General features: G+C 51.5%; 22 protein-coding genes and 2 pseudogenes. 5 read left to right on the top strand and 19 right to left on the bottom strand.

The features are described 5' to 3' along the window. Positions 1 to 67: 67 nt before the first annotated feature. On the top strand, positions 68 to 667 hold the full coding sequence (gene yfbR / locus MUG06_RS01525) for a 5'-deoxynucleotidase (protein WP_243077515.1): 600 nt from the start codon (positions 68 to 70) through the stop codon (positions 665 to 667). Between the two features lie 22 nt (positions 668 to 689). Here the strand turns inward: yfbR and MUG06_RS01520 are convergent. The 3 genes and pseudogenes from MUG06_RS01520 to yfbV all read right to left on the bottom strand — a co-directional run bounded on the left by MUG06_RS01520 (position 690) and on the right by yfbV (position 2,458). Next, positions 690 to 1,347: pseudogene (locus tag MUG06_RS01520) on the bottom strand (sugar phosphatase). Positions 1,348 to 1,360: 13 nt separating this feature from the next. Beyond that, positions 1,361 to 1,855 carry a YfbU family protein gene (locus MUG06_RS01515; RefSeq protein WP_215848236.1) on the bottom strand — a complete coding sequence of 165 codons (495 nt, stop codon included), beginning with the start codon at positions 1,853 to 1,855 and terminating at the stop codon, positions 1,361 to 1,363. A gap of 150 nt (positions 1,856 to 2,005) precedes the next feature. Then, positions 2,006 to 2,458, bottom strand: coding sequence for a terminus macrodomain insulation protein YfbV (yfbV, locus tag MUG06_RS01510; RefSeq protein ID WP_215846095.1), 453 nt, complete (start codon positions 2,456 to 2,458; stop codon positions 2,006 to 2,008). Between the two features lie 335 nt (positions 2,459 to 2,793). Here yfbV and ackA point away from each other — a divergent pair, with 335 nt between their 5' ends. From ackA to MUG06_RS01495, 3 genes are all read left to right on the top strand, one after another. Beyond that, positions 2,794 to 3,996, top strand: coding sequence for an acetate kinase (gene ackA / locus MUG06_RS01505; protein ID WP_243077514.1), 1,203 nt, complete (start codon positions 2,794 to 2,796; stop codon positions 3,994 to 3,996). Positions 3,997 to 4,065: 69 nt separating this feature from the next. Continuing rightward, entirely contained in the window at positions 4,066 to 6,210 is a 2,145-nt protein-coding gene (gene pta / locus MUG06_RS01500) for a phosphate acetyltransferase (RefSeq protein ID WP_215846091.1), read from the top strand. Between the two features lie 412 nt (positions 6,211 to 6,622). Further along, on the top strand, positions 6,623 to 7,885 hold the full coding sequence (locus MUG06_RS01495; protein WP_243077513.1) for a 4-aminobutyrate--2-oxoglutarate transaminase: 1,263 nt from the start codon (positions 6,623 to 6,625) through the stop codon (positions 7,883 to 7,885). A 127-nt stretch (positions 7,886 to 8,012) separates the two neighbouring features. Here the strand turns inward: MUG06_RS01495 and yfcD are convergent, their stop codons facing one another. Further along, on the bottom strand, positions 8,013 to 8,528 hold the full coding sequence (gene yfcD, locus MUG06_RS01490) for an NUDIX hydrolase YfcD (RefSeq protein WP_215846088.1): 516 nt from the start codon (positions 8,526 to 8,528) through the stop codon (positions 8,013 to 8,015). A 112-nt stretch (positions 8,529 to 8,640) separates the two neighbouring features. Next, positions 8,641 to 9,282, bottom strand: a complete 642-nt coding sequence (gene yfcF / locus MUG06_RS01485; RefSeq protein ID WP_215846086.1) for a glutathione transferase — start codon at positions 9,280 to 9,282, stop codon at positions 8,641 to 8,643. A gap of 181 nt (positions 9,283 to 9,463) precedes the next feature. On the opposite strand from yfcF, the gene MUG06_RS01480 reads away from it, so the two are divergent. Then, the gene (locus MUG06_RS01480; RefSeq protein ID WP_215846084.1) at positions 9,464 to 10,363 is read left to right on the top strand and encodes a TIGR01777 family oxidoreductase; all 900 of its coding nucleotides are present in this window, start codon (positions 9,464 to 9,466) and stop codon (positions 10,361 to 10,363) included. Between the two features lie 30 nt (positions 10,364 to 10,393). Here MUG06_RS01480 and MUG06_RS01475 read toward each other — a convergent pair. From MUG06_RS01475 to MUG06_RS01410, 14 genes and pseudogenes are all read right to left on the bottom strand, one after another. After that, positions 10,394 to 10,597, bottom strand: a pseudogene (locus MUG06_RS01475) (cytochrome C biogenesis protein CcdA); the annotation flags it as partial. Between the two features lie 32 nt (positions 10,598 to 10,629). Continuing rightward, positions 10,630 to 11,403 carry a histidine ABC transporter ATP-binding protein HisP gene (gene hisP, locus MUG06_RS01470; RefSeq protein ID WP_243077512.1) on the bottom strand — a complete coding sequence of 258 codons (774 nt, stop codon included), beginning with the start codon at positions 11,401 to 11,403 and terminating at the stop codon, positions 10,630 to 10,632. A gap of 9 nt (positions 11,404 to 11,412) precedes the next feature. After that, the gene (locus MUG06_RS01465; protein WP_243077511.1) at positions 11,413 to 12,129 is read right to left on the bottom strand and encodes an ABC transporter permease; all 717 of its coding nucleotides are present in this window, start codon (positions 12,127 to 12,129) and stop codon (positions 11,413 to 11,415) included. Continuing rightward, positions 12,126 to 12,812 carry a histidine ABC transporter permease HisQ gene (locus tag MUG06_RS01460; protein WP_215846081.1) on the bottom strand — a complete coding sequence of 229 codons (687 nt, stop codon included), beginning with the start codon at positions 12,810 to 12,812 and terminating at the stop codon, positions 12,126 to 12,128. The genes MUG06_RS01465 and MUG06_RS01460 overlap by 4 nt, the downstream gene beginning before the upstream one ends. Before the next feature lie 181 nt (positions 12,813 to 12,993). Further along, on the bottom strand, positions 12,994 to 13,776 hold the full coding sequence (gene argT, locus MUG06_RS01455; protein WP_243077510.1) for a lysine/arginine/ornithine ABC transporter substrate-binding protein ArgT: 783 nt from the start codon (positions 13,774 to 13,776) through the stop codon (positions 12,994 to 12,996). 259 nt (positions 13,777 to 14,035) lie between these two features. Next, positions 14,036 to 14,605: a UbiX family flavin prenyltransferase gene (locus tag MUG06_RS01450; RefSeq protein ID WP_243077509.1), complete on the bottom strand. Its 570-nt coding sequence runs from the start codon at positions 14,603 to 14,605 to the stop codon at positions 14,036 to 14,038. 106 nt (positions 14,606 to 14,711) lie between these two features. Beyond that, on the bottom strand, positions 14,712 to 16,229 hold the full coding sequence (purF, locus tag MUG06_RS01445; RefSeq protein ID WP_215846080.1) for an amidophosphoribosyltransferase: 1,518 nt from the start codon (positions 16,227 to 16,229) through the stop codon (positions 14,712 to 14,714). A gap of 37 nt (positions 16,230 to 16,266) precedes the next feature. Next, positions 16,267 to 16,752 carry a colicin V production protein gene (gene cvpA / locus MUG06_RS01440; protein ID WP_243077508.1) on the bottom strand — a complete coding sequence of 162 codons (486 nt, stop codon included), beginning with the start codon at positions 16,750 to 16,752 and terminating at the stop codon, positions 16,267 to 16,269. Positions 16,753 to 17,011: 259 nt separating this feature from the next. Then, positions 17,012 to 17,752, bottom strand: a complete 741-nt coding sequence (gene dedD / locus MUG06_RS01435; protein WP_243077507.1) for a cell division protein DedD — start codon at positions 17,750 to 17,752, stop codon at positions 17,012 to 17,014. Further along, positions 17,742 to 19,013: a bifunctional tetrahydrofolate synthase/dihydrofolate synthase gene (folC, locus tag MUG06_RS01430; protein ID WP_215846077.1), complete on the bottom strand. Its 1,272-nt coding sequence runs from the start codon at positions 19,011 to 19,013 to the stop codon at positions 17,742 to 17,744. The genes dedD and folC overlap by 11 nt, the downstream gene beginning before the upstream one ends. 95 nt (positions 19,014 to 19,108) lie before the next feature. Then, complete coding sequence (accD, locus tag MUG06_RS01425) at positions 19,109 to 20,020, bottom strand: acetyl-CoA carboxylase, carboxyltransferase subunit beta (RefSeq protein WP_215846076.1); 912 nt, start codon at positions 20,018 to 20,020, stop codon at positions 19,109 to 19,111. Positions 20,021 to 20,168: 148 nt separating this feature from the next. After that, positions 20,169 to 20,831: a DedA family protein gene (locus tag MUG06_RS01420; RefSeq protein ID WP_215846074.1), complete on the bottom strand. Its 663-nt coding sequence runs from the start codon at positions 20,829 to 20,831 to the stop codon at positions 20,169 to 20,171. Between the two features lie 29 nt (positions 20,832 to 20,860). After that, entirely contained in the window at positions 20,861 to 21,664 is an 804-nt protein-coding gene (gene truA / locus MUG06_RS01415) for a tRNA pseudouridine(38-40) synthase TruA (protein WP_243077506.1), read from the bottom strand. Further along, positions 21,664 to 22,674, bottom strand: coding sequence for an aspartate-semialdehyde dehydrogenase (locus tag MUG06_RS01410; protein WP_215846073.1), 1,011 nt, complete (start codon positions 22,672 to 22,674; stop codon positions 21,664 to 21,666). The genes truA and MUG06_RS01410 overlap by 1 nt, the downstream gene beginning before the upstream one ends. Positions 22,675 to 22,781 lie beyond the last annotated feature (107 nt).

The following is a 22,781-nucleotide window of genomic DNA, read 5'->3' as shown; positions in this document are numbered from 1 at the left end:
CGCCCGCGTATACTGTTTGTATTTCGGGGAAAGCTGGTCTTTCCCCTGCCTGCAAACAGGATCATCCATGACTCAAAGCCATTTTTTCGCTCATCTTTCCCGACTCAAACTCATCAATCGCTGGCCGTTAATGCGCAATGTGCGCACGGAAAATGTCTCCGAGCATAGCTTGCAGGTAGCCATGGTGGCGCATGCTTTGGCTGTCATTAAAAATAAAAAATTTAATGGCAATCTCAACGCAGATCGCATTGCAATGTTGGCGCTTTATCACGATGCGAGTGAAGTATTAACTGGCGACTTGCCCACGCCAGTAAAGTATTACAATGCGCAGATTGCCCATGAATATAAAAAAATTGAGAAAATTGCGCAGCAAAAACTGATTGAAATGCTGCCGGCAGAGTTCCAGGACATTTACCGCCCGCTGATTGATGAACATCTGCATGGCGTTGAAGAACAAGCGGTAGTAAAGCAGGCGGACGCACTTTGCGCCTATGTAAAATGCCTGGAGGAGTTATCTGCAGGTAACAATGAGTTTTTACTGGCGAAAGCACGGCTGGAAAAAACGTTAGCGCAGCGCCGTTCGCCAGAAATGGATTATTTTGTAGAGGTGTTCATTCCTAGCTTCAGCCTGTCGCTGGATGAAATTTCACAGGACACGCCGCTGTAATAAAGGCGGCCTTAGCCGCCCCTTAGTTCTGTGTACTCAATGTAAATTGACCGTCAGCCAATTTCGTCACGACTAATGATTCGAGTGATGTCAGCTGAATTGTCACTTCATTAAGACGTGGCGTATCCGCTGGTGCATTAGCTGCAATCACGGCGCATCCCGCATTAAGTCCTGAAAACGCCGGCTGGTGCATCTTCAACGACGACGCATACATCAGGCGATAAGCCTAATTTCTTTGCACCTAAAAGGTAAGGATCGGGCTCTGGCTTGCCTTTCACGACTTGTTCAGCGGTGATGAAAACGGCAGGCTGCGGTAAACCAGCCGCTTTATGGCGTGCGTGGGCGACCGGAACGGAACCTGACGTCACAATTGCCCAAGGAATTTGCAATTCATTCAGCGTAGACAGTAGCGCCTTAGCGCCAGGTAATGCCTGTACGCCATCCGTGTCTTTCGCTTCGGTTTGTTCTAACGCCAAAAACTCAGCCTGAATAGCCTCCTCAGACTGACCAGCCATAAAATGACGTAACGACGTAATTGCCTGTTTGCCATGAATGAACGCCAGAACGTCGTCTGCCGCGATACCCTGCCGCGCTGCCCAGTTGCTCCACGCGCGCTCTACTGCAGGCAACGAGTCCACTAAAGTGCCATCTAAATCAAACAAAAAACCGCTGTACGTCACACGTCACTCCTCATCAGGCATTGATTACTTGCGCAATTTCATTCGCGCTCAAATGGTATTGACGAGGACAAGTCTGCCACAAAGCTAGCATGCGTTGATACTTTTCCCACATTGGCGTTTGTGCATTGAAGCCGTGCGTGCCTGAATCAAACTGGGTGTATCGCCCTTCGGTATTGACCATAAAACGGACATAACCGAGATAACGTGCTTCGGTGGCTGCATCAAAGCCGAGAAAGGCCAGGCGGCGCTCTTCAAGCTGCTCTTTTTCCTTGAGGTTTGACCAGGAAACATGCAGCGCGTGGTGCAACTCCATGATATCAATGAGGGTGCGGCAGGTTTCTTCAGTGAGCTCACCGAAATCTTTATCCAGCTCACGCATCTGTAAGCCGTAACCTCGTTCGATGATAGTTTGATAGCGACGGAAGCGTTCGGCGTTTTCAGGTTCCAGCATCGCCATAATTTTATATTGATTAGTCAGGATTAATCGCTGTGCATGGGTCATTTCCATCATTTACTCCGAGGCCTAAAAGGCGCTTAAGTTTTATACGATAGAGAAATGATTACACAGGGTTAGCAATACAGGTATGACAGCATCACTTTTCTTTGATTTAGACGCGGGTTCCAGGCGAATTCTTACCTGCGAAGAACCCATGTCCAATCAAAGATCGTCGAGAAAGGTGCGATCCAGCTGTTTAAAGGCGCGTTTTAAAACATCAGCTAATGCCTGATACGTTGGCTTGCCCTCGACCGGCGCAATTGCCTGCCCCGCCTCCTCCAGCCTGGCGCGAACTTCATGAAACCAGTTCAGTAGCGTGGGCGGCAAAGGTGTAACAGATCGCTTACCCAGCCACCACAAGCCTTGCATGGGTAGCGTGCAGGCAAACAGCGCAGTTGCAACAGCGGGCCCAAGCTGGCCGCCTAACGCAATTTGCCAGGTCAAGGTGAACACCGCAAGGGGCGGCATAAAACGAATGGCGAAGCGGGTTGCCGTCGACACGCGATTTTCAGGAAATATTGGCGCAAGGCGTTTGTCACTTGGCCAGGTCTTCATATAGTGCTGGCCGCGTTGAAAAATACGGAACCAGCTGGTACTGCCAGATTCATTCGCCATAGCGGACCTCAACTATTACTGCAAACTTTAAAAGATAGTTATAACCACACAACTTTACGTAACATCCTTCAAATGTTTTTGTCTTTAAACAGGACTCCAGCTATTCTGACGCCGTTTCGATACGGTTTTGGAAGCGGCTAGCACCACCGGGAAATGGCCTGAGTCCTGTTTCGACAAATAGACTTCAAATTTTTGCGTAAAATTACCGAAATTTTTTGCGTAAAGTCATCGTTTGACTAGCGCATGATGTTTATCATTAATCTACCAGCTTTCATGGGCTACGCTGATAGTCTGACTGCGTTTTTTTTAGCCACTTTTAACAAATAGGTACTTCCATGTCGAGTAAGCTAGTACTGGTCCTGAACTGCGGCAGTTCTTCTCTGAAGTTTGCCATCCTAAATCCTGCCAGCGGTGACGAGTTCCTTTCTGGCCTTGCAGAATGCTTCCATTTACCTGAGGCACGTATTAAATGGAAACTGGATGGTCAAAAACAGGAAGCACCATTAGGTGCTGGCGCGGCGCATAGTGAAGCACTCAATTACATTGTTAAAACCATTCTGGCACAAAAACCAGAGCTTTCGGCACAAATCGCTGCAATTGGTCATCGCATAGTTCACGGCGGCGAGAAACTGACCCAATCCGTCATTATTACTGAAGATGTGGTTCAGGGCATCAAAGATGCTTCTTCTTTCGCTCCATTGCATAACCCTGCGCACCTTATCGGTATTGATGAAGCGATGAAAAACTTCCCGCACCTGTCCGATAAGAATGTCGCGGTATTTGATACAGCTTTCCATCAGACAATGCCGGAAGAGTCATATCTTTATGCTCTTCCCTACAAACTTTATAAAGAACATGGCGTCCGTCGCTATGGTGCGCACGGCACCAGCCACTTCTATGTCAGCCATGAAGCAGCAAAAATGCTTAATAAACCGCTGGAAGAACTCAACGTTATCACCTGCCATTTGGGTAACGGCGGTTCTGTGTCAGCTATCCGCAATGGCGTGTGCGTTGATACCTCAATGGGTTTGACCCCGCTTGAAGGTCTGGTCATGGGAACACGTAGCGGCGACATCGATCCCGCTATCATCTTCTTCCTGCATGACACGCTGGGCATGAGCGTAGATGCCATCAATAAATTGCTGACCAAAGAATCTGGCCTGCTGGGCCTGACCGAAGTCACCAGCGATTGCCGTTATGTTGAAGATAATTACGAAACCAAAGAAGATGCTAAGCGCGCGATGGACGTTTTCTGTCATCGTCTTGCCAAATATATCGGCAGCTACACCGCCTTGATGGAAGGCCGTTTGGACGCAGTGGTATTCACCGGTGGAATTGGTGAAAACGCCGCCATGGTGCGTGAACTGGCATTGAAAAAACTGGGTCTGCTCGGTTTTGAGGCTGATCACGAACGCAACCTGGCGGCACGGTTTGGTAAGTCAGGTTACATTAATAAAGAAGGTACGCGTCCCGCACTGGTGATTCCGACCAACGAAGAGTTGGTCATTGCCCAAGACGCTGCGCGTCTGACCGCTTAACGCTTTTCTCCGTCAGCTCATGCTGGCGGAGTTGTTTTTGACACCCTGCAATACCTGAGAGGTTCAATCGTGTCACGTACAATTATGCTCATTCCGACCGGCACCAGTGTCGGCCTGACCAGCGTCAGCCTTGGCGTTATTCGTGCGATGGAGCGCAAAGGCGTTCGCCTCAGCGTCTTCAAACCTATTGCTCAGCCGCGTACCGGCGGTGATACACCCGATCAAACCACCACTATCATTCGCAAAAATTCCTCTATCCCAGCGGCTGAACCTTTACAGATGTCGCGCGTGGAATCGCTGCTCGGTTCTAACCAGCAAGATGTGTTGATGGAAGAGATCATCGCCCGCTACCATGCTAATTCGCAGGATGCGGAGGTGGTGCTGGTTGAAGGTTTAGTGCCGACGCGTAAACATCAGTTTGCTACCGCGCTCAACTATGAAATCGCTAAAACGCTAAATGCAGAAATCGTCTTTGTTATGGCGTTGGGTAACGACTCAACCGAACAGTTAAAAGAGCGTATTGAGTTAACCCAAAGCAGCTTTGGCGGCAAAAAGAACAAAAACATCACCGGCGTTATTATTAATAAACTCAACGCACCGGTTGATGAGCAAGGCCGCACTCGTCCTGATCTGTCCGAAATTTTTGATGACTCCTCTAAAGCCAGCATCGCGAATATTGATCCTAAGCAGCTGTTTTCCGACAGCCCGCTGCCGGTGCTGGGTTGCGTACCATGGAGCTTCGAGCTCATTGCGACACGCGCTATCGATATGTGCCGCCATCTGAATGCGCGCGTTATCAACGAAGGTGACATCCAGACTCGCCGCGTTAAGTCGGTGACGTTCTGTGCACGAAGCCTGCCGCACATGCTGGAACATTTCCGCCCAGGTTCATTGCTGGTGACCTCAGCCGATCGCCCAGACGTGCTGGTTGCTGCCTGTCTGGCCGCTATGAATGGCGTCGAAATTGGTGCCATTCTGCTGACAGGTAACTATGAAATTGACCCGCGTATCGCTAAATTGTGCGAACGTGCTTTTCAGACGGGATTGCCAATGTTCATGGTGAAAACTAACACCTGGCAAACCTCACTCAGCTTGCAAAGCTTCAATCTGGAAGTGCCCGCTGACGATACTCAACGCATCGAAAAAGTGCAGGAATACGTTGCCAACTTCATTAATGCCGACTGGATTGAGTCACTGACGGCGACTTCTGAGCGCAGCCGCCGCCTGTCACCGCCAGCCTTCCGTTATCAACTGACCGAACTGGCGCGTAAAGCCGGTAAACGCATCGTATTGCCAGAAGGCGATGAGCCGCGCACCGTTAAAGCTGCTTCGATTTGTGCCGAACGCGGTATTGCAACCTGTGTATTATTGGGAAATCCAGACGAGATCCAGCGTGTTGCTGCTGCACAAGGCGTTGAATTAGGCAGTGGCATTGTCATTGTCGATCCAGAAGTGGTACGTGAAAACTACGTACCGCGCTTGGTGGAACTGCGTAAGAGCAAAGGCATGACCGAAGTTGTTGCACAGGAGCAGTTAGAAGATAACGTGGTGCTGGGCACCATGATGTTGGAAAGCGGCGAAGTCGACGGCTTAGTTTCTGGCGCGGTTCACACCACTGCCAACACCATTCGTCCACCGCTGCAGCTGATCAAAACTGCGCCAAACAGCTCCCTGGTTTCATCGGTGTTCTTCATGCTGCTGCCAGAGCAGGTTCTGGTTTATGGCGACTGCGCCATCAACCCAGACCCAACGTCTGAACAGCTGGCAGAGATTGCAATTCAATCAGCTGATTCAGCAAAAGCCTTTGGTATCGATCCGCGTGTAGCGATGATCTCTTACTCAACCGGCAATTCTGGTGCCGGTAGCGATGTAGAAAAAGTACGCGAAGCCACGCGCATTGCGCAGGAAAAACGTCCTGATCTGGTGATTGATGGCCCGCTGCAATATGACGCGGCTATTATGGAAGATGTGGCGAAATCTAAAGCACCAAACTCAGCGGTTGCGGGTCGCGCCACCGTGTTTATCTTCCCGGATCTCAACACGGGTAATACCACTTACAAAGCGGTACAGCGTTCAGCCGACCTGATTTCCATCGGGCCAATGCTGCAAGGTATGCGCAAGCCGGTCAACGACCTTTCTCGTGGCGCACTGGTGGATGATATTGTCTACACCATCGCGTTAACCGCAATTCAGTCTCAGCAAGCTGAAGGCTAAAAATGTGATGAGGGCATGCAGCAATGCATGCTCTTTTTATTTAGATGACGCAAGTAAGTGATACGCCATTCAACCACGATCGCCAACGCTTCCACCCTGCATAATTAATTTACGCAGACATCATCCCCATCCCACTTTGCACTTCAGAATTTCACACCGTTCCCGCTCCGCGCTTTAAGCAACATTACTCACCCCTTTTCGGCATACCAGAAAACAAATGCAGCCCATTTCTGTGATGTGCTATTCATTCAGAACCGCGTGAGTCGCTGACGATTTGCATCAGCAAGGCAGGCGGCTGTATATCTGCCGTAGGCGATATAGAATTTGTTCAGCGTGCCGTTGGCAAGGGCTTCTTTTACCCTGGCGCCAGCAGATCGCCCAGTAAGCTTTGCAACCACAACGAGGTCAACTTATGAGCAACAGTGAAGTGCACGCACGTCGTCTCAAAGCCACACCGCGCGGCGTCGGCGTCATGTGTGATTTCTATGCAGTGAAGGCCGAAAATGCCACGCTGTGGGATCATCAAGGCCGAGAATATACCGATTTCAGTGCCGGTATCGCAGTTCTAAACACCGGGCATCGCCATCCAAAAGTGATCGCCGCAGTAAAAGAGCAGCTCGATTGCTTCACCCATACCGCTTTTCAGATCGTGCCTTACGAAAACTACATTAAGCTGGCAGAGCAACTGAATCAGCGCGTGCCGATTGCCGGTCCGGCGAAAACCACCTTCTTTTCTACCGGCGCTGAAGCGGTTGAAAACGCCGTGAAGATTGCTCGTGCAGCAACCGGCCGGCCGGGCATTATCGCTTTCACCGGCGCATTTCATGGTCGCACTTACATGACAATGTCGCTGACAGGCAAAGTGACACCTTATAAAACCGGTTTTGGTCCCTTCGCGGGTTCTGTATTTCATGCCCGCTATCCGAACGCGCTTTACGATTGCAGCGTTGAAGACGCACTGGAAAGCTTGCACGCTATTTTCCGTTGCGATATCAGCCCGCAACACGTCGCCGCCATTATTTATGAACCGATTCAGGGCGAAGGCGGCTTCAATGTTGCCCCCGCTGATTTTGTTACGGCGTTGCGTCAGCTATGCGATGAGCACAACATCCTGTTAATTGCCGATGAAATCCAATGTGGCTTCGCCCGTACCGGTAAACTGTTCGCCAGTGAATATTACCCTGACGTAAAACCCGATTTGATTACGATGGCGAAGAGTCTGGCCGGCGGTATGCCGCTCTCTGCGGTATCGGGTCGTGCTGAAGTCATGGACGCACCCTCACCGGGCGGTTTGGGCGGGACTTATGCCGGTAGCCCACCCGCAATCGCGGCTGCGCTGGCAGTGCTGGATGTCATTGCTGAAGAGAATTTGTGTGAGCGGGCCAATCAACTCGGCAGTGAACTGATTGAAACGTTGCATAGTGCAGGCTGTAAGGCGCTGGTTGAGGTACGAGGGCGCGGCTCAATGATTGCAGCTGAATTTCACAATGATAACGGGAAACCCTGTGCTGAGACGGCAAGAGCAATCCAGCAACAGGCATTGTCGCAGGGTTTATTGTTGCTAACGTGCGGCGTTCACGGCAACGTGATCCGCTTTCTTTATCCGCTTACCATTCCCGATACTCAGTTCCGCGCCGCCCTCACGCTGCTTAAAAATATTCTGCATGAATACTAATACTGAGCCACGCATTTGATGAGAGAGATTAAGGAGAAAGAAGCGTCCACCGCAGAACAGCGGCGGACGCAGTTGGGTTTATATCGTACTGGCGAAAATGCCTTTCACTGCGAGAAGAGTAAGCGAATTATTTTTCGCCGTTGCGGCTCATCCACAATGAAAGCGCCTTCAACGAATCATCGGTAAATTCGTCACAACGCGCAGTGATTTCATCCGGAGTCATCCAGTAAATCTCATCAACTTCGGCTTCTTGCATGGCAAAAGGGCCGTGAGAAACGCAACTGAACAACCCGCCCCACACGCGACAGTGCTGATCTTCGAAGTAGAATTTGCCATGCTCCGCGAATGGGACATCAGCAATACCTAACTCCTCTTCCGCTTCACGGCGTGCGGATTCCAACAGGTCTTCACCGCTCTGCACCACGCCGCCTGCCGTAGCATCCAGCATGCCAGGCATAAAATCTTTTGTCTCGGTACGGCGCTGTACCAGAATCTTACCCATGCCATCGTGTACCACGATGTAGGTGGCGCGGTGGCGCAGGCACTGTGCACGCATTTGCGCACGCGTTGCCTGTGCTACGACCTCATTCTCTTCGCTAACGATATCGACCCACTCAATGTCGCCACCCTTTTGATCCACCATCCGTAACCCTTTCCTGTTTGGCATGCCCTGTTGCACGCACTGTTATTGCCACGTCTTTATAATAGTGTGGCGTAAGGTAATCACTTCCGTTAGCTTGAGCAAGCCTCGATCTTTACCGTTTTTTGCCGCTTTCAGCCAACCACAACTGTACAGAGGCGCGTTGCCACTGAAATTCAGCGTAATGCTGTAGCTTTATCGGCAGGTTATCGCCATGCAGCGCCAGTCTATTCAACATCACCGCTAAATCGGTATCTGCAATAGACCATTCGCCAAACATGTTCTGTTGCCCTTCCGGTAACAAGCGTTCGCCAGCAGCAATCAGTTTTTCAGCCGCCTGTTGCGCTGCGGGCGTCAACGGCGCAAAGCGTTCGCCAGCAAATAACACTTCAGTGGGACGCTCCTGACGGATCGGCATAAAATCACTGCGCAGCCACGCCTGAACTTCGCGTGCTCGCGCACGATTTTCACGATTTTTTGGGTAAAGACGTTCAAATTCGGGCGCAGGAAATCGCTCTTCAAGGTACTCGCTGATAGCGGAGGATTCGCTCAGCACCAGATCATCGATTTGTAATGCAGGCACGCGACAGGTTAATGACAGCGCACGGTAATCGGCTGAGTATTGTTGGTCTTGAGACAAGTCGACACGCTTAAGGCTGAAGGGAACGCCTTTTTCCGTTAATGCAACGTAAACCGACATGGCGTAAGGACTAAAAAACGATGAATCAGACCACAGGGTGATGGACGGGTAATTCATCTGCTACCTCAAATAGCTATCAGGGTTGCATCATGTTTACCGATTTTTATTTACAAAGGCAACGCCCGGCTGGTCCGATGTTTGCCTGTTCCGCATGAAACCTCGAAGCGGCTCACGCTACTCCTCTCGCACTCTTCTATGCTGATTACAGCGGAAAACAAAAAGTATAAGGAGTCGCAACATGCATATTCTCATTACGGGTGGTACTGGATTGATTGGTCGCCACCTCATTCCTCGTTTACAGCTGCTGGGTCATCACATCAGCGTTGTCACGCGTGACGTCGTCAGCGCACGCGAAAAGTTGGGGGATAACGTCGCGTTTTGGTCTGGATTGGCGCAACAGCAAAACCTTGATGGCGTCGATGCCGTGATCAATCTCGCTGGCGAACCGATTGCCGATAAGCGCTGGACAGAAATTCATAAACAGCAATTGTGTGAAAGCCGTTGGCAAATCACCGAGCGAATTACCTCACTGATTAATGCCAGCACCACGCCACCAAAGGTATTGATTTCAGGTTCAGCCACCGGTTTTTACGGTAACACCGGTGAGTTGGTATTAACGGAAGAGGATCCGGGCCACGAAGAGTTCCAGCACACTTTATGCGCCCGCTGGGAACAGTTGGCGCTTAGCGCACAAAGCGATCGCACCCGTGTTTGCCTGCTACGAACCGGCGTCGTTTTAGCCAAGGAAGGTGGCGCATTAAGTAAAATGAAGTTGCCGTTCAAACTGGGTATTGGCGGCCCTATCGGCAGCGGAAAACAATATATGCCGTGGATCCATATCGACGACATGGTGAATGGCATTCTCTGGCTGTTAGATAATGAGGCGTTGAGCGGCCCGTTTAACATGGTTGCTCCTTACGCGGTTCGGAATGAACAGTTTGCTGCCACGCTTGGCCATGTTATGCATCGCCCCGCTTTTATGCGTACGCCAGCCAGCGCCATCAAGTTGATGATGGGTGAATCATCGGTATTGGTATTAGGTGGACAACATGTTTTGCCGAAAAGGCTGGAGTCGTCGGGCTTCGGCTTCCGCTGGTATGATCTGCAAGAAGCCCTGCAGGATGTCGTAAAAACGTAACTCATCGGGAGCCTGACGCTCCCGTTATTTTTACTGCAATGCCAGCGGTGAATTTACTGACTCGCGCAATTTACCGTGATTCGGCTGCGGTACGTGGTGAATAAACGTCAATAAGCCAGCAAACACTCATAGCCTGGTGTAAGCCTACACCGCACCAACGATGTCGAAAAACGGCAACATAACCGCTGGAATTAGCGCCATCCAAAAGTTGTGTCCGGCATACATTGGCAGGTAACGATCCCGCGCCCGAAGACGCGGGAAAACGTTTATTTCAGTGAACCTTTGAGGAATTGCTGCAAGCGTGTGCTTTTTGGGTTGCCAAACAGTTCGGCTGGCGGCCCTTGCTCTTCGATCTTGCCCTGATGCAGAAAGATAACGTGGCTGGAAACGTGACGGGCAAATTCCATTTCATGCGTCACCACCACCATGGTTTTGCCCTCTTCAGCCAGCTTTTGCATGATACGTAGCACTTCACCGACTAATTCGGGATCGAGTGCCGAGGTGGGTTCATCAAACAGCAGTACTTCCGGCTCCATCGCCAACGCGCGCGCAATCGAAACACGTTGCTGCTGTCCACCAGAAAGGTGTACCGGATATTTAGCGCAGGCTCGCGCATCAATGCCGACTTTATCGAGATATTTAATGGCGCGTTCGCGCGCCTCTGCTTTGCTCAGGCCCAACACCTGGATCGGCGCTTCCATCACGTTTTCCAGCACTGTCATGTGGCTCCAGAGATTGAAGTGCTGGAACACCATGGTCAGGCGAGTACGCAGGGAACGCAGCTGCTCTTTGTTAGAGACTTTTAGCTGTCCATCGGTGTCGCGCACCAGCGCAATCTGCTCATTGTTAACCACAATGGTGCCTTCACTCGGCTTTTCGAGGAAGTTGATGCAGCGTAAAAAGGTACTTTTCCCTGAACCGGATGACCCAATGATGCTGATCACGTCGCCAGCATCGGCCTGCAATGAGACCCCTTTCAGCACTTCATGTTCACCGTAACGTTTGTGCAATTCGGTGACGCTTAATTTATTTTCAGCCATATGTCTTACTCAATGCGATGAAGAGGGTTTCACGTGCGCCAGCCAGCGACGCTCCGCGAGGCGGAACAAGCTGATCAACACGTAAGAGATAATCAGATAAAGCACGGCGGCAATACCAAATGCGGTAAAGGGTTGATAGGTGGCGGAGTTGATATCACGCGCCACTTTCAACAAATCGGGCACCGTGGCGGTAAACGCCAGCGCCGTGGAGTGCAGCATCAAAATCACTTCATTACTGTAGGCCGGTAAAGCGGTGCGCAGCGCAGAAGGCAGAATGATGCAGCGATACAATTTGAAATTTGAAAAGCCGTAAGCACGCGCGGCCTCAATTTCACCATGCGGCACGGAACGAATAGCCCCGGCAAAAATTTCGGTGGTGTAAGCGCAGGTATTCAGCGTGAAAGCCAGTAACGTACAGTTCAGACCGCTACGAAAAAAAGCGTTTAGCAGCTCAGTTCCTTTCACAATCTCCAGCGTATACATGCCGGAATAAAATACCAGCAGCTGCACATAAAGCGGTGTGCCGCGGAAGATATACGTGAACAGCCATACCGGCGTACTTACCCAACGGTTTGGCGAGACGCGCGCAATGGCTAACAACACGGCCAGGCAGCCGCCAATCACGACCGAAAGGATCAACAGCCACAGCGTGATCGCCACGCCGGTGAAACGATAACCATCAGTCCAGAGCAGCGCTTTCCAGTATTCCTGAATAATATCAATCATAACTCTGCCCTTTTAACACCCACCGTGTAGCGGCGATTCAGCCACCACAACACACCATTCGACAGTGTGGTAAACACTAAATAAATCACCCCAGCGACAATCGCAAAATAGAACGGTTGCCAGGTGCTTTTGCCCGCCAGCTGCGTAGCCTTAACCACGTCTTCCAGTCCGAGCAGCGACACCAGCGCCGTCGCTTTCAAAATCACCTGCCAGTTATTGCCAATGCCAGGCAGCGCATAACGCATCATCGCCGGGAATAAAATACGGCGGAAAACCTGCGAACCGGTAAAACCGAATGCCGTTGCCGCTTCTATTTGCCCTTTTGGCACCGCTAAAAATGCGCCACGGAAGGTTTCGGTAAAGTAAGCGCCGTAGATAAAGCCGAGCGTAATAATACCGGCCACCATCGGATCGATATCAAACTGGCTTAGTCCGAGTGCATCGGTGAGTTGGTTAAGAGCGATCTGCAAACCGTAGAAGATCAGCAGCATTAAAACGAGGTCTGGAACACCACGAATCAAGGTCGTGTAGCCATTAGCGATCATCGCTAATGGACGATTGCGAGAGACTTTAGCGCCTGCGCCTAGCAGTCCAAGGACAACCGCGAGCACCACTGAACTAAGCGCCAGCTCCAGCGTGACTAAGGTGCCTCTAAGAATTACGTCAGAATAGCCATACAGCATGAAAATGATCCTGTCATGGGGTGAAAACGGATAGCTGCCCGCCATTCACAGCGGGCAGCTTTATCCCGGCAATCAGTATCACAGACGGTTGGTGCGCTTAGCCTCGTGGATCATGAGAGGATGGAGCGCAGCCAGCTCGTCGGTGTCACAAAGAACCAGGGATAAAGTAGACAGGTTTTACTCAGTCACCGTATACATTGAAATCAAAGTACTTTTTAGCAATTTTGTCGTAAGTCCCATCTTTGCGCATCTCATCGACAGCTTTGTCGATGGCGGTTTTCAGCTCGGCATCATCTTTGCGCAAGCCCATACCGGTGCCTACACCAAAGATTTTGTCATCTTTCACTGCTGGACCCGCAAAGGTGTAATTCTTACCAACCGGTTGTTTCAGGAAACCTTCGCTCGCCTGCACTTCGTCCTGGAAAGCGGCATCGATGCGGCCTGCATTCAGATCCTGATAAACCAGATCCTGATTAGCATAAGGCGTTACGGTAACGCCTTTCGCACGCCAGTTTTCATTGGCGTAGGTTTCCTGCGTGGTGCCTTGCAGCAGACCAATGTTTTTGCCTTTCAGCGAATCAATGGTCGGCTGAATAGTTGACCCTTTCGGCGCGACTAAACGCGCGTTAGCGGCATACAACTTTTCAGAAAAGGCGATTTCTTCCTGGCGTTTAGCTGTGATGGAAAGTGAAGAGATAATGGCATCAATTTTTTTCGCTTTCAGCGATGGGATCAGCGCATCAAAATCGCTTTCAACGTAGGTGCACTTGGTGTTGATACGTTTACAGATTTCGTTGGCGAGATCGATATCAAAGCCGACTAACTGTCCTTGCGCGTTTTTCGACTCAAACGGCGGGTAAGTTGGATCAGTTCCAATACGGATTGAACCCGGCACCGCGGCGAACACGCTGGCGGCGCTGGTCAAGCCCAGCATCAGAGAAAGAGCCAGAACACGCTTTTTCATAGATTACCCTCAAGTGAAGTGCTTTTTGTTATGTGCTACGTGATGTGTTTGCGCAAATTAATCTGCATGTTTCATGCCAGTTCTGCAAGTTATCCGCGCACTAAACGTTACGCTACATAGGCGAAATCGCTAGGCGTGTAGGAGGAATATATCAGTGATGTCATCCAGAAAAAGAGACGGTGTTAACTTTTGGTGCATCAAATGCACGAACAGTGATCTTCGGCGCGCTTACGCACCATAAAGGTGCAATTAATTAATGCTATGCACCTTGCCAGCGCGTGAAGAGATCTTGCGGTAATTCGATGTCAAACTGGTCAATAACACGGTTAACTGTTTGATCTACGAGCTGATCAATCGTAACGGGGCGATGATAAAAAGCGGGAACCGGCGGCATGATGATCGCACCGAGCTCAGCAGCGGTGGTCATCATGCGTAAATGACCGACATGCAGCGGCGTTTCGCGTACGCATAACACCAGCTTGCGCTGCTCTTTGAGTACGACATCGGCAGCGCGCGTTAGCAAGGAGTCGCTGTAGCTGTGAACAATGCCAGATAAGGTTTTCATTGAGCATGGCAGAATGACCATGCCAAGCGTTTTAAACGATCCTGAAGAGATGTTTGCCGCAATATCGCGCACGTCATGCACCACATTAGCCAGCGCTTGTACTTCGCGTACGTTGTAATCGGTTTCCAAACCCAGCGTTTGGCGCGCCGCATTGCTCATCACTAAATGCGTTTCCACCTCAGCGACCTGCTGCAAAACCTGCAACATGCGCACGCCATAAATCACGCCGCTTGCACCCGAGATGCCAATGATGAGTCGTTTCATAGTTCAGCCTTGCTATTTTTTGAGTGCGCCATCATAACGCGGCTTAAGGAATAAATAAAAAAGGCGAGATTTCTCTCGCCTTCTCTTTTTGCATCAACGCCAGAGATTACCCTTCGTTATGCAGTTCCAGATTCTCCACTTCGTTTTGACGTGCAATTGCTTTTGCATCGTCATTACGCAGCGACTGGAGATATTCCAGATACTGTTGATCAACATCTTTCGTCACGTAGATGCCGTTGAACACCGAGCATTCAAACTGCGTGATGTCTGGGTTCTCTTCACGTACCGCTTCGATCAAATCATCGAGATCCTGGAAAATCAGCGCATCCGCTTTGATCAACTGGCAGATTTCATCCACTTCACGGCCGTGAGCAATCAACTCAGTTGCGCTCGGCATATCAATGCCGTACACGTTCGGGAAACGGATTTCCGGGGCGGCGGAAGCCAGATAAACACGTTTTGCACCCGCTTCACGCGCCATCTCAATGATCTGTTCTGAGGTGGTGCCACGCACAATGGAATCATCGACCAACAAAACATTCTTATCACGGAACTCGGCGCGGTTAGCGTTCAGCTTACGGCGAACCGCGCTGCGACGTAACTGCTGGCCTGGCATAATAAAGGTACGGCCAACATAGCGGTTTTTCACAAAACCCTGGCGATACGGTTTATCCAGAATGCGCGCAATTTCCAGCGCGATATCGGTTGACGTTTCCGGGATCGGAATCACCACATCGATATCCAGATCTTCCCATTCACGTGCAATCTTTTCGCCCAGCTTGGTGCCCATGCGAACACGTGCGCTGTAGACAGAAATTTTGTCGAGGAAAGAGTCTGGGCGAGCGAAGTAAACATACTCAAACAAGCATGGATTGCTCTTTGGGTTTTCAGCGCATTGACGCGTTGAAAGCTGCCCTTGCTCAGTAACGTAGACGGCTTCACCCGGCGCAACGTCACGGATAAATTCAAAGCCTAGCGTATCAAGCGCGACGCTTTCAGAAGCGACCATGTATTCGGTGCGGCCATCTGCGATAACGCGTTTGCCCAATACCAGCGGGCGAATGCCGTTTGGATCGCGGAAGGCAACCATGCCGTGACCGATAATCATCGAAACCACAGCATAGGCGCCGCGCACCTGCTGGTGCACCGCAGCCACAGCGGCAAAAATATTGTCAGCTTCCAGCGGATCATGCGGGAAGCGATCCAGTTCTGCCGCAAAAATGTTCAGCAGAATTTCAGAATCTGAGGTGGTGTTAACGTGACGACGGCCCTTTTCAAACAGGCGTGCGCGCAGTTCATGCGCGTTGGTCAGGTTACCGTTATGTGCCAGAGTAATGCCGTACGGCGAGTTTACGTAGAATGGCTGTGCTTCAGAGGCACTGGAGCTGCCCGCCGTTGGGTAACGTGCGTGACCGATGCCCATATTGCCCTGCAAACGCTGCATGTGGCGTGCTTCGAAAACGTCGCTGACCAGACCGTTTGCCTTACGCAGGCGGAAGCAATTCAGCGCATCGATAGTACAAATGCCTGCGGCATCCTGCCCGCGGTGCTGGAGCACCGTTAACGCGTCATAGATCGACTGGTTTACCGGCATGAAACCGGTGATACCGACAATACCGCACATGTTGTCATTTCCTCATTAAGCCGCACTCCCGATGGCGTCACCGGGGTAAAAAACTCGACGTGCTTTTCAGGTAATCAAAAAACCACCTGATTATATAACTGAACTGGGGAACGAGTTGAGACTGTTGCCAGTCGGGGCTTTTTGAAAACCCCGTGAATGTATCGAGAAAGAAAAGCATAGCGGCTACGATCAGCACACCACGCAACGCCCCGAAACAGACGCCCAATACTCGGTCGGTTCCCGACAAGCCGGTTTTTTCTACCAGCGTGCCGATAACGTAGTTCACGATCGCGCCCACTATTAGGGTAGCAACGAACAGCACACCGATGGCGATACCGTTACGAACCAGTTCGTCGTCAAAACCTGTAAACCAGACTGCAAGAAAGGCGTAATAATGACTGGCGACAAAAAACGCACATCCCCAGGTAACGAGAGATAAGGCCTCCCGGACAAACCCGCGAACCAGGCTGACCAGAGCCGAAAAACCAACTACCGCAATAATGACGTAATCAATCCAGATCATGAATACTTCCAGCGCAATTGCGCCCCTGCATCCAGTTCGGGGCGCATTCTAACAGAAAAAGAAAACGTTTGCGTAGCGGTTTTCCAGTTCTGTTTCCATAAAAAAGGCGATGAAAAAATCTTCACTCGCCCAATGGACTTACAATTTATTAACCCGTTGAAAATCAAATCATTTCACCTGATTTCCACTCTTTAACCGTAAATGCTATCACTAAAAAGATGCTGCCTATTGTTGTTATAAGCAGCATCAATAACCCTTTTTAGTGTGCACTGTATGGCTTAACCACACCGCCTAAACCGGAGATACTTTTGAGCTCAGAAACCGCCTCTTGCATCTTGGCTTTTGACGCATCCGGGCCGACATAGATACGGGTAATTTGTCCCTGCACCGGCGAAGACGGAACGGTAAAGGCGCGATAACCCGACAAACGCAGCTGTGCGACAATTTCGTTTACCTTGCTGGCATTTTTCAACGCACCGAGCTGCACCACATAAGCCTGACCCGTTGGCGCACTGCTTTCCGTGGTTTTAGGCTGCTCTGCCGCCTTGGGTTGCTCAACCGGTTTCGGTTTTGGCTGCTCCACAGGTTTTGGCTTCGGCTGTTCCACAGGTTTAGGTTTTGGCGGCTCAATCGGCTTCGGTTTAGGTTGGCTGACCGGCTGGGACGGCGCAGTCTGATGCACCGGTGGTGGTGTCACCACACTCGGCTGGCTGTCATCGCCAGGTTTGATACTGCCATGCTCAGCCACGCTATTGGATTTACCACCGTTGTTATCAACGGCGGCACCCGCGCCTTCTGGCGGTTGTGCAGGCAGTGACTGCGTTACCGGCGGTACCATTTCGCTGTCCTGCTGATCGTCTGCCTTAGGCACCAACGGGATCGCGGCAAACTCTTCTTTATAATGCTTCTTCTGTCCATCCAGCAGCCCCGGCAGCACAATCACGCCAACCGCGACCAGAATAATGGTACCGACCAGACGGTTTTGAAACTTACTCGCCACGCCCTTTCTCCGTTTCCATCGATTCCATGACCTGTGCCACGGTGTGGAACGATCCACACACCAGTACGATGTCCTGTGGCTTCGCCTGCTCGCGTGCGTGCTGCCAGGCGTGCTCTACGTCAGCAAAGGCCTGCGCCTGCTGCGGTAAATGTGACATCAGCTGTTGGGCCGTTGCACCACGTGGGCCATCCAGTGGCGCGCAATACCAGTGATTAACCTGAGGCGCTAAAGCGGCCAGCGTGCCGGCAATATCTTTATCATGCAGCATGCCAACCACCGCATGCACCGCACCTTTATTCGCTAACGTCGCAAGGCGAGATGCAAGGTAAGCTGCCGCATGAGGATTGTGCGCCACATCCAGGATAACGCGCGGCGATTCGCTTACTGTTTGAAAGCGACCAGGCAAAATAGCCAGCGGTAAATTAGCGCGAATTTGGTCTTCGCTGACGTTTAAACCGGAAGCACGCAGCGCCACGATAGCGCTGGCGGCATTCGGCAACGGCACTTGCGGCAGCGGTAAATCATTCAGCTCGCCCCACGCATCTCGCAGCGACCAGCTTTCTGCCTGTTGACGATAAGACCAGTCACGATCGCGCTGAATCAGCTGTGCGCCCTTCTCATTGGCGACCGCAGCGATGCTAAGCGGCATATCCGGCTCACCAACAATAGCGGGCTTGCCTGCGCGAAACACACCTGCTTTTTCACGGCCAATGCTTTCACGATCCGGCCCCAGCCAGTCAAGGTGATCGAGGGCAATGCTGGTGATGACCGAAACATCAGCATCAACAATATTGGTAGCATCCAGACGACCGCCAAGGCCCACTTCGAGGATCACCACATCGAGCTGCGCTTGTTGGAACAGCTTCAGCGCCGATAACGTGCCGTATTCGAAATACGTCAGCGAAATATCGCCACGCCCGGCTTCAATTTCAGCAAAGCTGGCGGTGTGCAGCGCCTCAGTCAGCTCTTGTCCTTGCACGCGTACGCGCTCGGTATAACGCACCAGATGCGGCGAGCTATAGACGCCCACCCGATAACCCGCCGCCATCAGCAGTGTTTCAAGAGTGCGACACGTAGTGCCTTTGCCGTTGGTGCCGGCGACAGTGAAAATAAAAGAGGCAGGTTTCAACAGGTCCAGACGTTGCGCCACTTGGCGAATACGATCCAGCCCCATGTCGATAGCTTGAGAATGAAGGTGCTCAAGATAATAAAGCCACGTGGCCAAAGGCGACGTGGCTTGAGGAAGGTGAAGATTGTCCATATGTCCCGTTTTGCTCAATTATACCTGGCTGAATCAGCGCTGAGGTATGCGGTGCATTGGTGAAAGGCGCGACAGGCGTGCCTTTCTATCTCCTGTCAGGCGTCGTTGCTTTCTGGCTCAGTCGTTGATGCAGACTGGTCGCCATCGAGCAGCGGTGCCGGCAGATTCATCATTTTGGCCAGCAGGCTTGCCAGTTTGTAACGCATTTCCGGGCGGCGAATGATCATATCAATCGCACCCTTTTCAATCAGGAACTCACTGCGCTGGAAACCCGGCGGCAGTTTTTCACGTACGGTTTGCTCGATAACGCGAGGGCCGGCAAAGCCGATCAGCGCTTTCGGTTCCGCGATGTTGAGATCGCCCAACATCGCGAAGCTGGCAGAAACCCCACCCATGGTTGGGTCGGTCAGCACAGAGATGTACGGAAGACCACGCTCCTGCATTTTTGCCAGCGCTGCACTGGTTTTCGCCATTTGCATCAGCGACATCAGCGCTTCTTGCATACGCGCACCGCCACTGGCAGAGAAGCAGATCAGCGGACAGTTATCTTCCAGCGCCTGCTCAACTGCACGCACAAAGCGTGCGCCAACCACAGACCCCATTGAACCACCCATGAAGGTGAATTCAAATGCTGCCGCAACCACTGGCATGCTGTGTAACTGGCCTTTCATTACGATAAGTGCGTCTTTCTCGTCGGTGGCTTTTTGTGCGGCTACCAAACGATCTTTATACTTTTTCGAGTCACGGAACTTCAGGAGATCCTTCGGTTCCAGCTCGCTGCCCAACTCCACCAGCGTTCCCTGATCGAGAAAAGTGGTGAGACGTTCGCGTGCGCGCATGCGCATATGGTGGTCACACTTCGGGCAGACCTCAAGATTACGCTCCAGTTCGGCACGATAAAGTACCTGTCCACAGCTATCGCATTTGGTCCAAACCCCTTCCGGGATACTGGCGCGGCTAGCAGGCGTAATATTGCTTTTGTTAAGAATGCGTTCAATCCAGCTCATTGATGACCTTTCTGTTGAAACTGACCTGGTCCAGTCGTCTTGATGCTGCTGAAAACGGCTTCAGCAGACGGGAAATTTCGCTCATTAAACCACAACCCGTTCAGACTGTGGATAAAAATCTGGTCTTACCCCTGAGCAACCTTGCCGCTTACGGCTGTTTTTGCTGCTTCGCCTGGCGACGATGACGCCAGACTTCAATCACGCCCGGCAAAATTGAGACCACGATAATCCCGACGATCAAGAGTTTGAGGTTTTCCTGTACCACCGGCAGATCGCCAAACAGGTAACCCGCATAGGAAAAGAGTAATACCCATAACAACGCGCCGCTGATGTTAAACAACGCGAAGTGGCGATATGACATATGCCCCATCCCGGCGACAAATGGCGCAAAAGTACGCACGATAGGCACAAAGCGCGCCAGAATAATGGTTTTGCCGCCGTGACGTGCATAGAAAGCGTGGGTTTTATCCAGATAGCTGCGACGGAAAATTTTGGAATTCGGGTTGCTAAACAACCGCTCGCCAAACAGTCGACCTATGGTGTAGTTAACCGCATCGCCGAGAATTGCCGCAATCACCAGCAGTGTTACCATCAGATGCACATTGAGATCGTTACCCGGCAATGCCGCCAGCGCACCGGCCACAAACAGCAGTGAGTCGCCTGGTAAAAAAGGCGTTACCACTAAACCGGTTTCGCAGAACAAAATCAGAAACAGAATGGCGTAAATCCAAATGCCGTACTGCGCTACCAATTCAGCCAAATGCACATCAATGTGCAAAATAAAATCGACCACAAAATGGATAAACTCCATAACGCTCTCTTCCTGTCCTAAATTTTTGGTTAATCCGCGAGGAACAACGGTCCCATCGACGGCTGTGGTAACGCAAAGTGGGATGGATAATCCACCGCCACCAGATAAAGCCCTTCAGCTTTGGCTGTCGCCGCCGCCAGCGTGCGATCTTTGGCTGCCAGCAGCGTAGCCATCCACGATTCTGGCTGATTGCCGCAGCCAATTTCCATCAGGCTGCCAACAATGTTACGCACCATATGATGCACAAAGGCGTTGGCCTTGATATCCACGATGACGTACGGCCCTTGACGCGTCACGTTAAGGTGCAACATGTTGCGCCATGGCGTACGAGACTGACACTGCACCGCGCGGAATGAGGTGAAGTCATTCTCCCCCAGTAAACATTGCCCCGCACGCTGCATTTTTTCAGCATCCAGCGGATGATAAAAATGTGTCACGCCGCGGCTCAGAACGGCCGGACGCAAGCGCTGGTTGTATATCAGATAGCGATAGCGACGGGCGGTTGCACTAAACCGCGCATGAAACTCATCCGGCACCGATTTTACCCAACGCACCGCGATGTCTGCAGGTAAATTGGCGTTAACGCCCAACGTCCATGCGCTGTCAGCACGTTGCGATGTGGTTTCAAAATGCACGACCTGACCCGTTCCGTGCACGCCAGCATCGGTGCGTCCGGCGCAGAAAACAGTGACCGGATGATCGGCCACTTTTGACAGCGCACGTTCTAACTTTTCCTGCACGCTGCGCACTTCTTGCTGACGCTGCCAGCCGTAATAGCGGCTGCCGTCATACTCAATGCCGAGCGCCAGTTTTTGCGTCTGACTGTCGGACATTAGTACATATACTCCTGCACCAGCTTTTCCGCCGTTTTCACTGCCATTAACGCACCGCCAAAACGGACGTTATCGGCGACTGACCAAAACTGCAGCAGTTCAGGAATACCGTAATCGTTACGCACGCCGCCAATGCTTAATTCATTGTTGCCTGATGCATCGGTGACAGGCGTTGGCACCTGATCTTCTTCGCTCAGGATGATATCAGCGGTGAGCGCCAGTTCAGCACGCGCTTCTTCCGCAGAGAGCGGACGCAGATTCTCAACATGAACGATTTGCGCGTTGCCATAAAACACCGGCGCCTGAATGCTGGTGACCGCAATCGGTAAGCCTTCGTCTTGCAGCACTTTACGTACCTGATCGATAAGACGACGTTCGCTCTCCACGCTGCCTTCGGCATCGGCCTGTTGTGGCAGCAAGTTAAAGGCCAGCTGGCGGCCATAAAAATGGTTATCTGCCGGGACGCCATTCAGCAAACGCGCGCTTTCACCCGCTAATGCATCCACTGCTGCTTTGCCGTGGTTGGAAACCGAAATCAAATTTGTTACCTGCAAGCGGCCTAAACCGGCGGCGTCAGTCAGTGGTTTGAGTGCGGTAAGCAACTGGCTGACCAGGCTATCGGCCACGCAGATAATGTTGCGATTGCGATAATCCGCCAAAACGTGCGCATTCACATCTGGCACTACCAGCGGAATGTCTGGTGACAGCGCAAACAGTTCGCTGCTGTCGATAACCAAACAACCCGCGTTAGCGGCTTCATCTGCATAGCGCGAAGAGGCTTCACGACCGGCTACAAAAAACGCCAACTGCGCTTGTGACCAGTCAAAACCTGCCGCGTCCTGAACCAGAACAGAACGGCCTTCATAACGTTTAGTTTCACCTGCGCCGTTTTCACTCGCCAGCAAATACAATTCTCCAACCGGGAACTGGCGTTCAGCCAGCAGCTCCAGTAAAGCGTTCCCTACTGCGCCTGTTGCGCCTAATAGCGCAATATTCCAGCCGTCAGACATGTTGGTTTACTCCAGACAATGACATAAAAACAGAAGGCGGTGATATTCACCGCCCAAGGATTCGGATTTTTCCCGGTCATATTTCGTATTGCAGATACGTTGGCTAC

It is taken from the genome of Pantoea sp. MQR6 (assembly GCF_022761075.1).
GTDB classification, from domain to species: domain Bacteria; phylum Pseudomonadota; class Gammaproteobacteria; order Enterobacterales; family Enterobacteriaceae; genus Pantoea; species Pantoea phytostimulans.
This window is presented reverse-complemented; position numbering and strand designations above follow the sequence as displayed.

Coding starts and splice junctions, on each gene's coding strand:
- yfbR (WP_243077515.1), top strand. CDS start 68: ATGACTCAAAGCCATTTTTTCGCTCATCTTTCCCGACTCAAACTCATC.
- MUG06_RS01515 (WP_215848236.1), bottom strand. CDS start 1,855: ATGGAAATGACCCATGCACAGCGATTAATCCTGACTAATCAATATAAA.
- yfbV (WP_215846095.1), bottom strand. CDS start 2,458: ATGGCGAATGAATCTGGCAGTACCAGCTGGTTCCGTATTTTTCAACGC.
- ackA (WP_243077514.1), top strand. CDS start 2,794: ATGTCGAGTAAGCTAGTACTGGTCCTGAACTGCGGCAGTTCTTCTCTG.
- MUG06_RS01495 (WP_243077513.1), top strand. CDS start 6,623: ATGAGCAACAGTGAAGTGCACGCACGTCGTCTCAAAGCCACACCGCGC.
- yfcD (WP_215846088.1), bottom strand. CDS start 8,528: ATGGTGGATCAAAAGGGTGGCGACATTGAGTGGGTCGATATCGTTAGC.
- yfcF (WP_215846086.1), bottom strand. CDS start 9,282: ATGAATTACCCGTCCATCACCCTGTGGTCTGATTCATCGTTTTTTAGT.
- MUG06_RS01480 (WP_215846084.1), top strand. CDS start 9,464: ATGCATATTCTCATTACGGGTGGTACTGGATTGATTGGTCGCCACCTC.
- hisP (WP_243077512.1), bottom strand. CDS start 11,403: ATGGCTGAAAATAAATTAAGCGTCACCGAATTGCACAAACGTTACGGT.
- MUG06_RS01465 (WP_243077511.1), bottom strand. CDS start 12,129: ATGATTGATATTATTCAGGAATACTGGAAAGCGCTGCTCTGGACTGAT.
- MUG06_RS01460 (WP_215846081.1), bottom strand. CDS start 12,812: ATGCTGTATGGCTATTCTGACGTAATTCTTAGAGGCACCTTAGTCACG.
- argT (WP_243077510.1), bottom strand. CDS start 13,776: ATGAAAAAGCGTGTTCTGGCTCTTTCTCTGATGCTGGGCTTGACCAGC.
- MUG06_RS01450 (WP_243077509.1), bottom strand. CDS start 14,605: ATGAAACGACTCATCATTGGCATCTCGGGTGCAAGCGGCGTGATTTAT.
- purF (WP_215846080.1), bottom strand. CDS start 16,229: ATGTGCGGTATTGTCGGTATCACCGGTTTCATGCCGGTAAACCAGTCG.
- cvpA (WP_243077508.1), bottom strand. CDS start 16,752: ATGATCTGGATTGATTACGTCATTATTGCGGTAGTTGGTTTTTCGGCT.
- folC (WP_215846077.1), bottom strand. CDS start 19,013: ATGGACAATCTTCACCTTCCTCAAGCCACGTCGCCTTTGGCCACGTGG.
- accD (WP_215846076.1), bottom strand. CDS start 20,020: ATGAGCTGGATTGAACGCATTCTTAACAAAAGCAATATTACGCCTGCT.
- MUG06_RS01420 (WP_215846074.1), bottom strand. CDS start 20,831: ATGGAGTTTATCCATTTTGTGGTCGATTTTATTTTGCACATTGATGTG.
- truA (WP_243077506.1), bottom strand. CDS start 21,664: ATGTCCGACAGTCAGACGCAAAAACTGGCGCTCGGCATTGAGTATGAC.
- MUG06_RS01410 (WP_215846073.1), bottom strand. CDS start 22,674: ATGTCTGACGGCTGGAATATTGCGCTATTAGGCGCAACAGGCGCAGTA.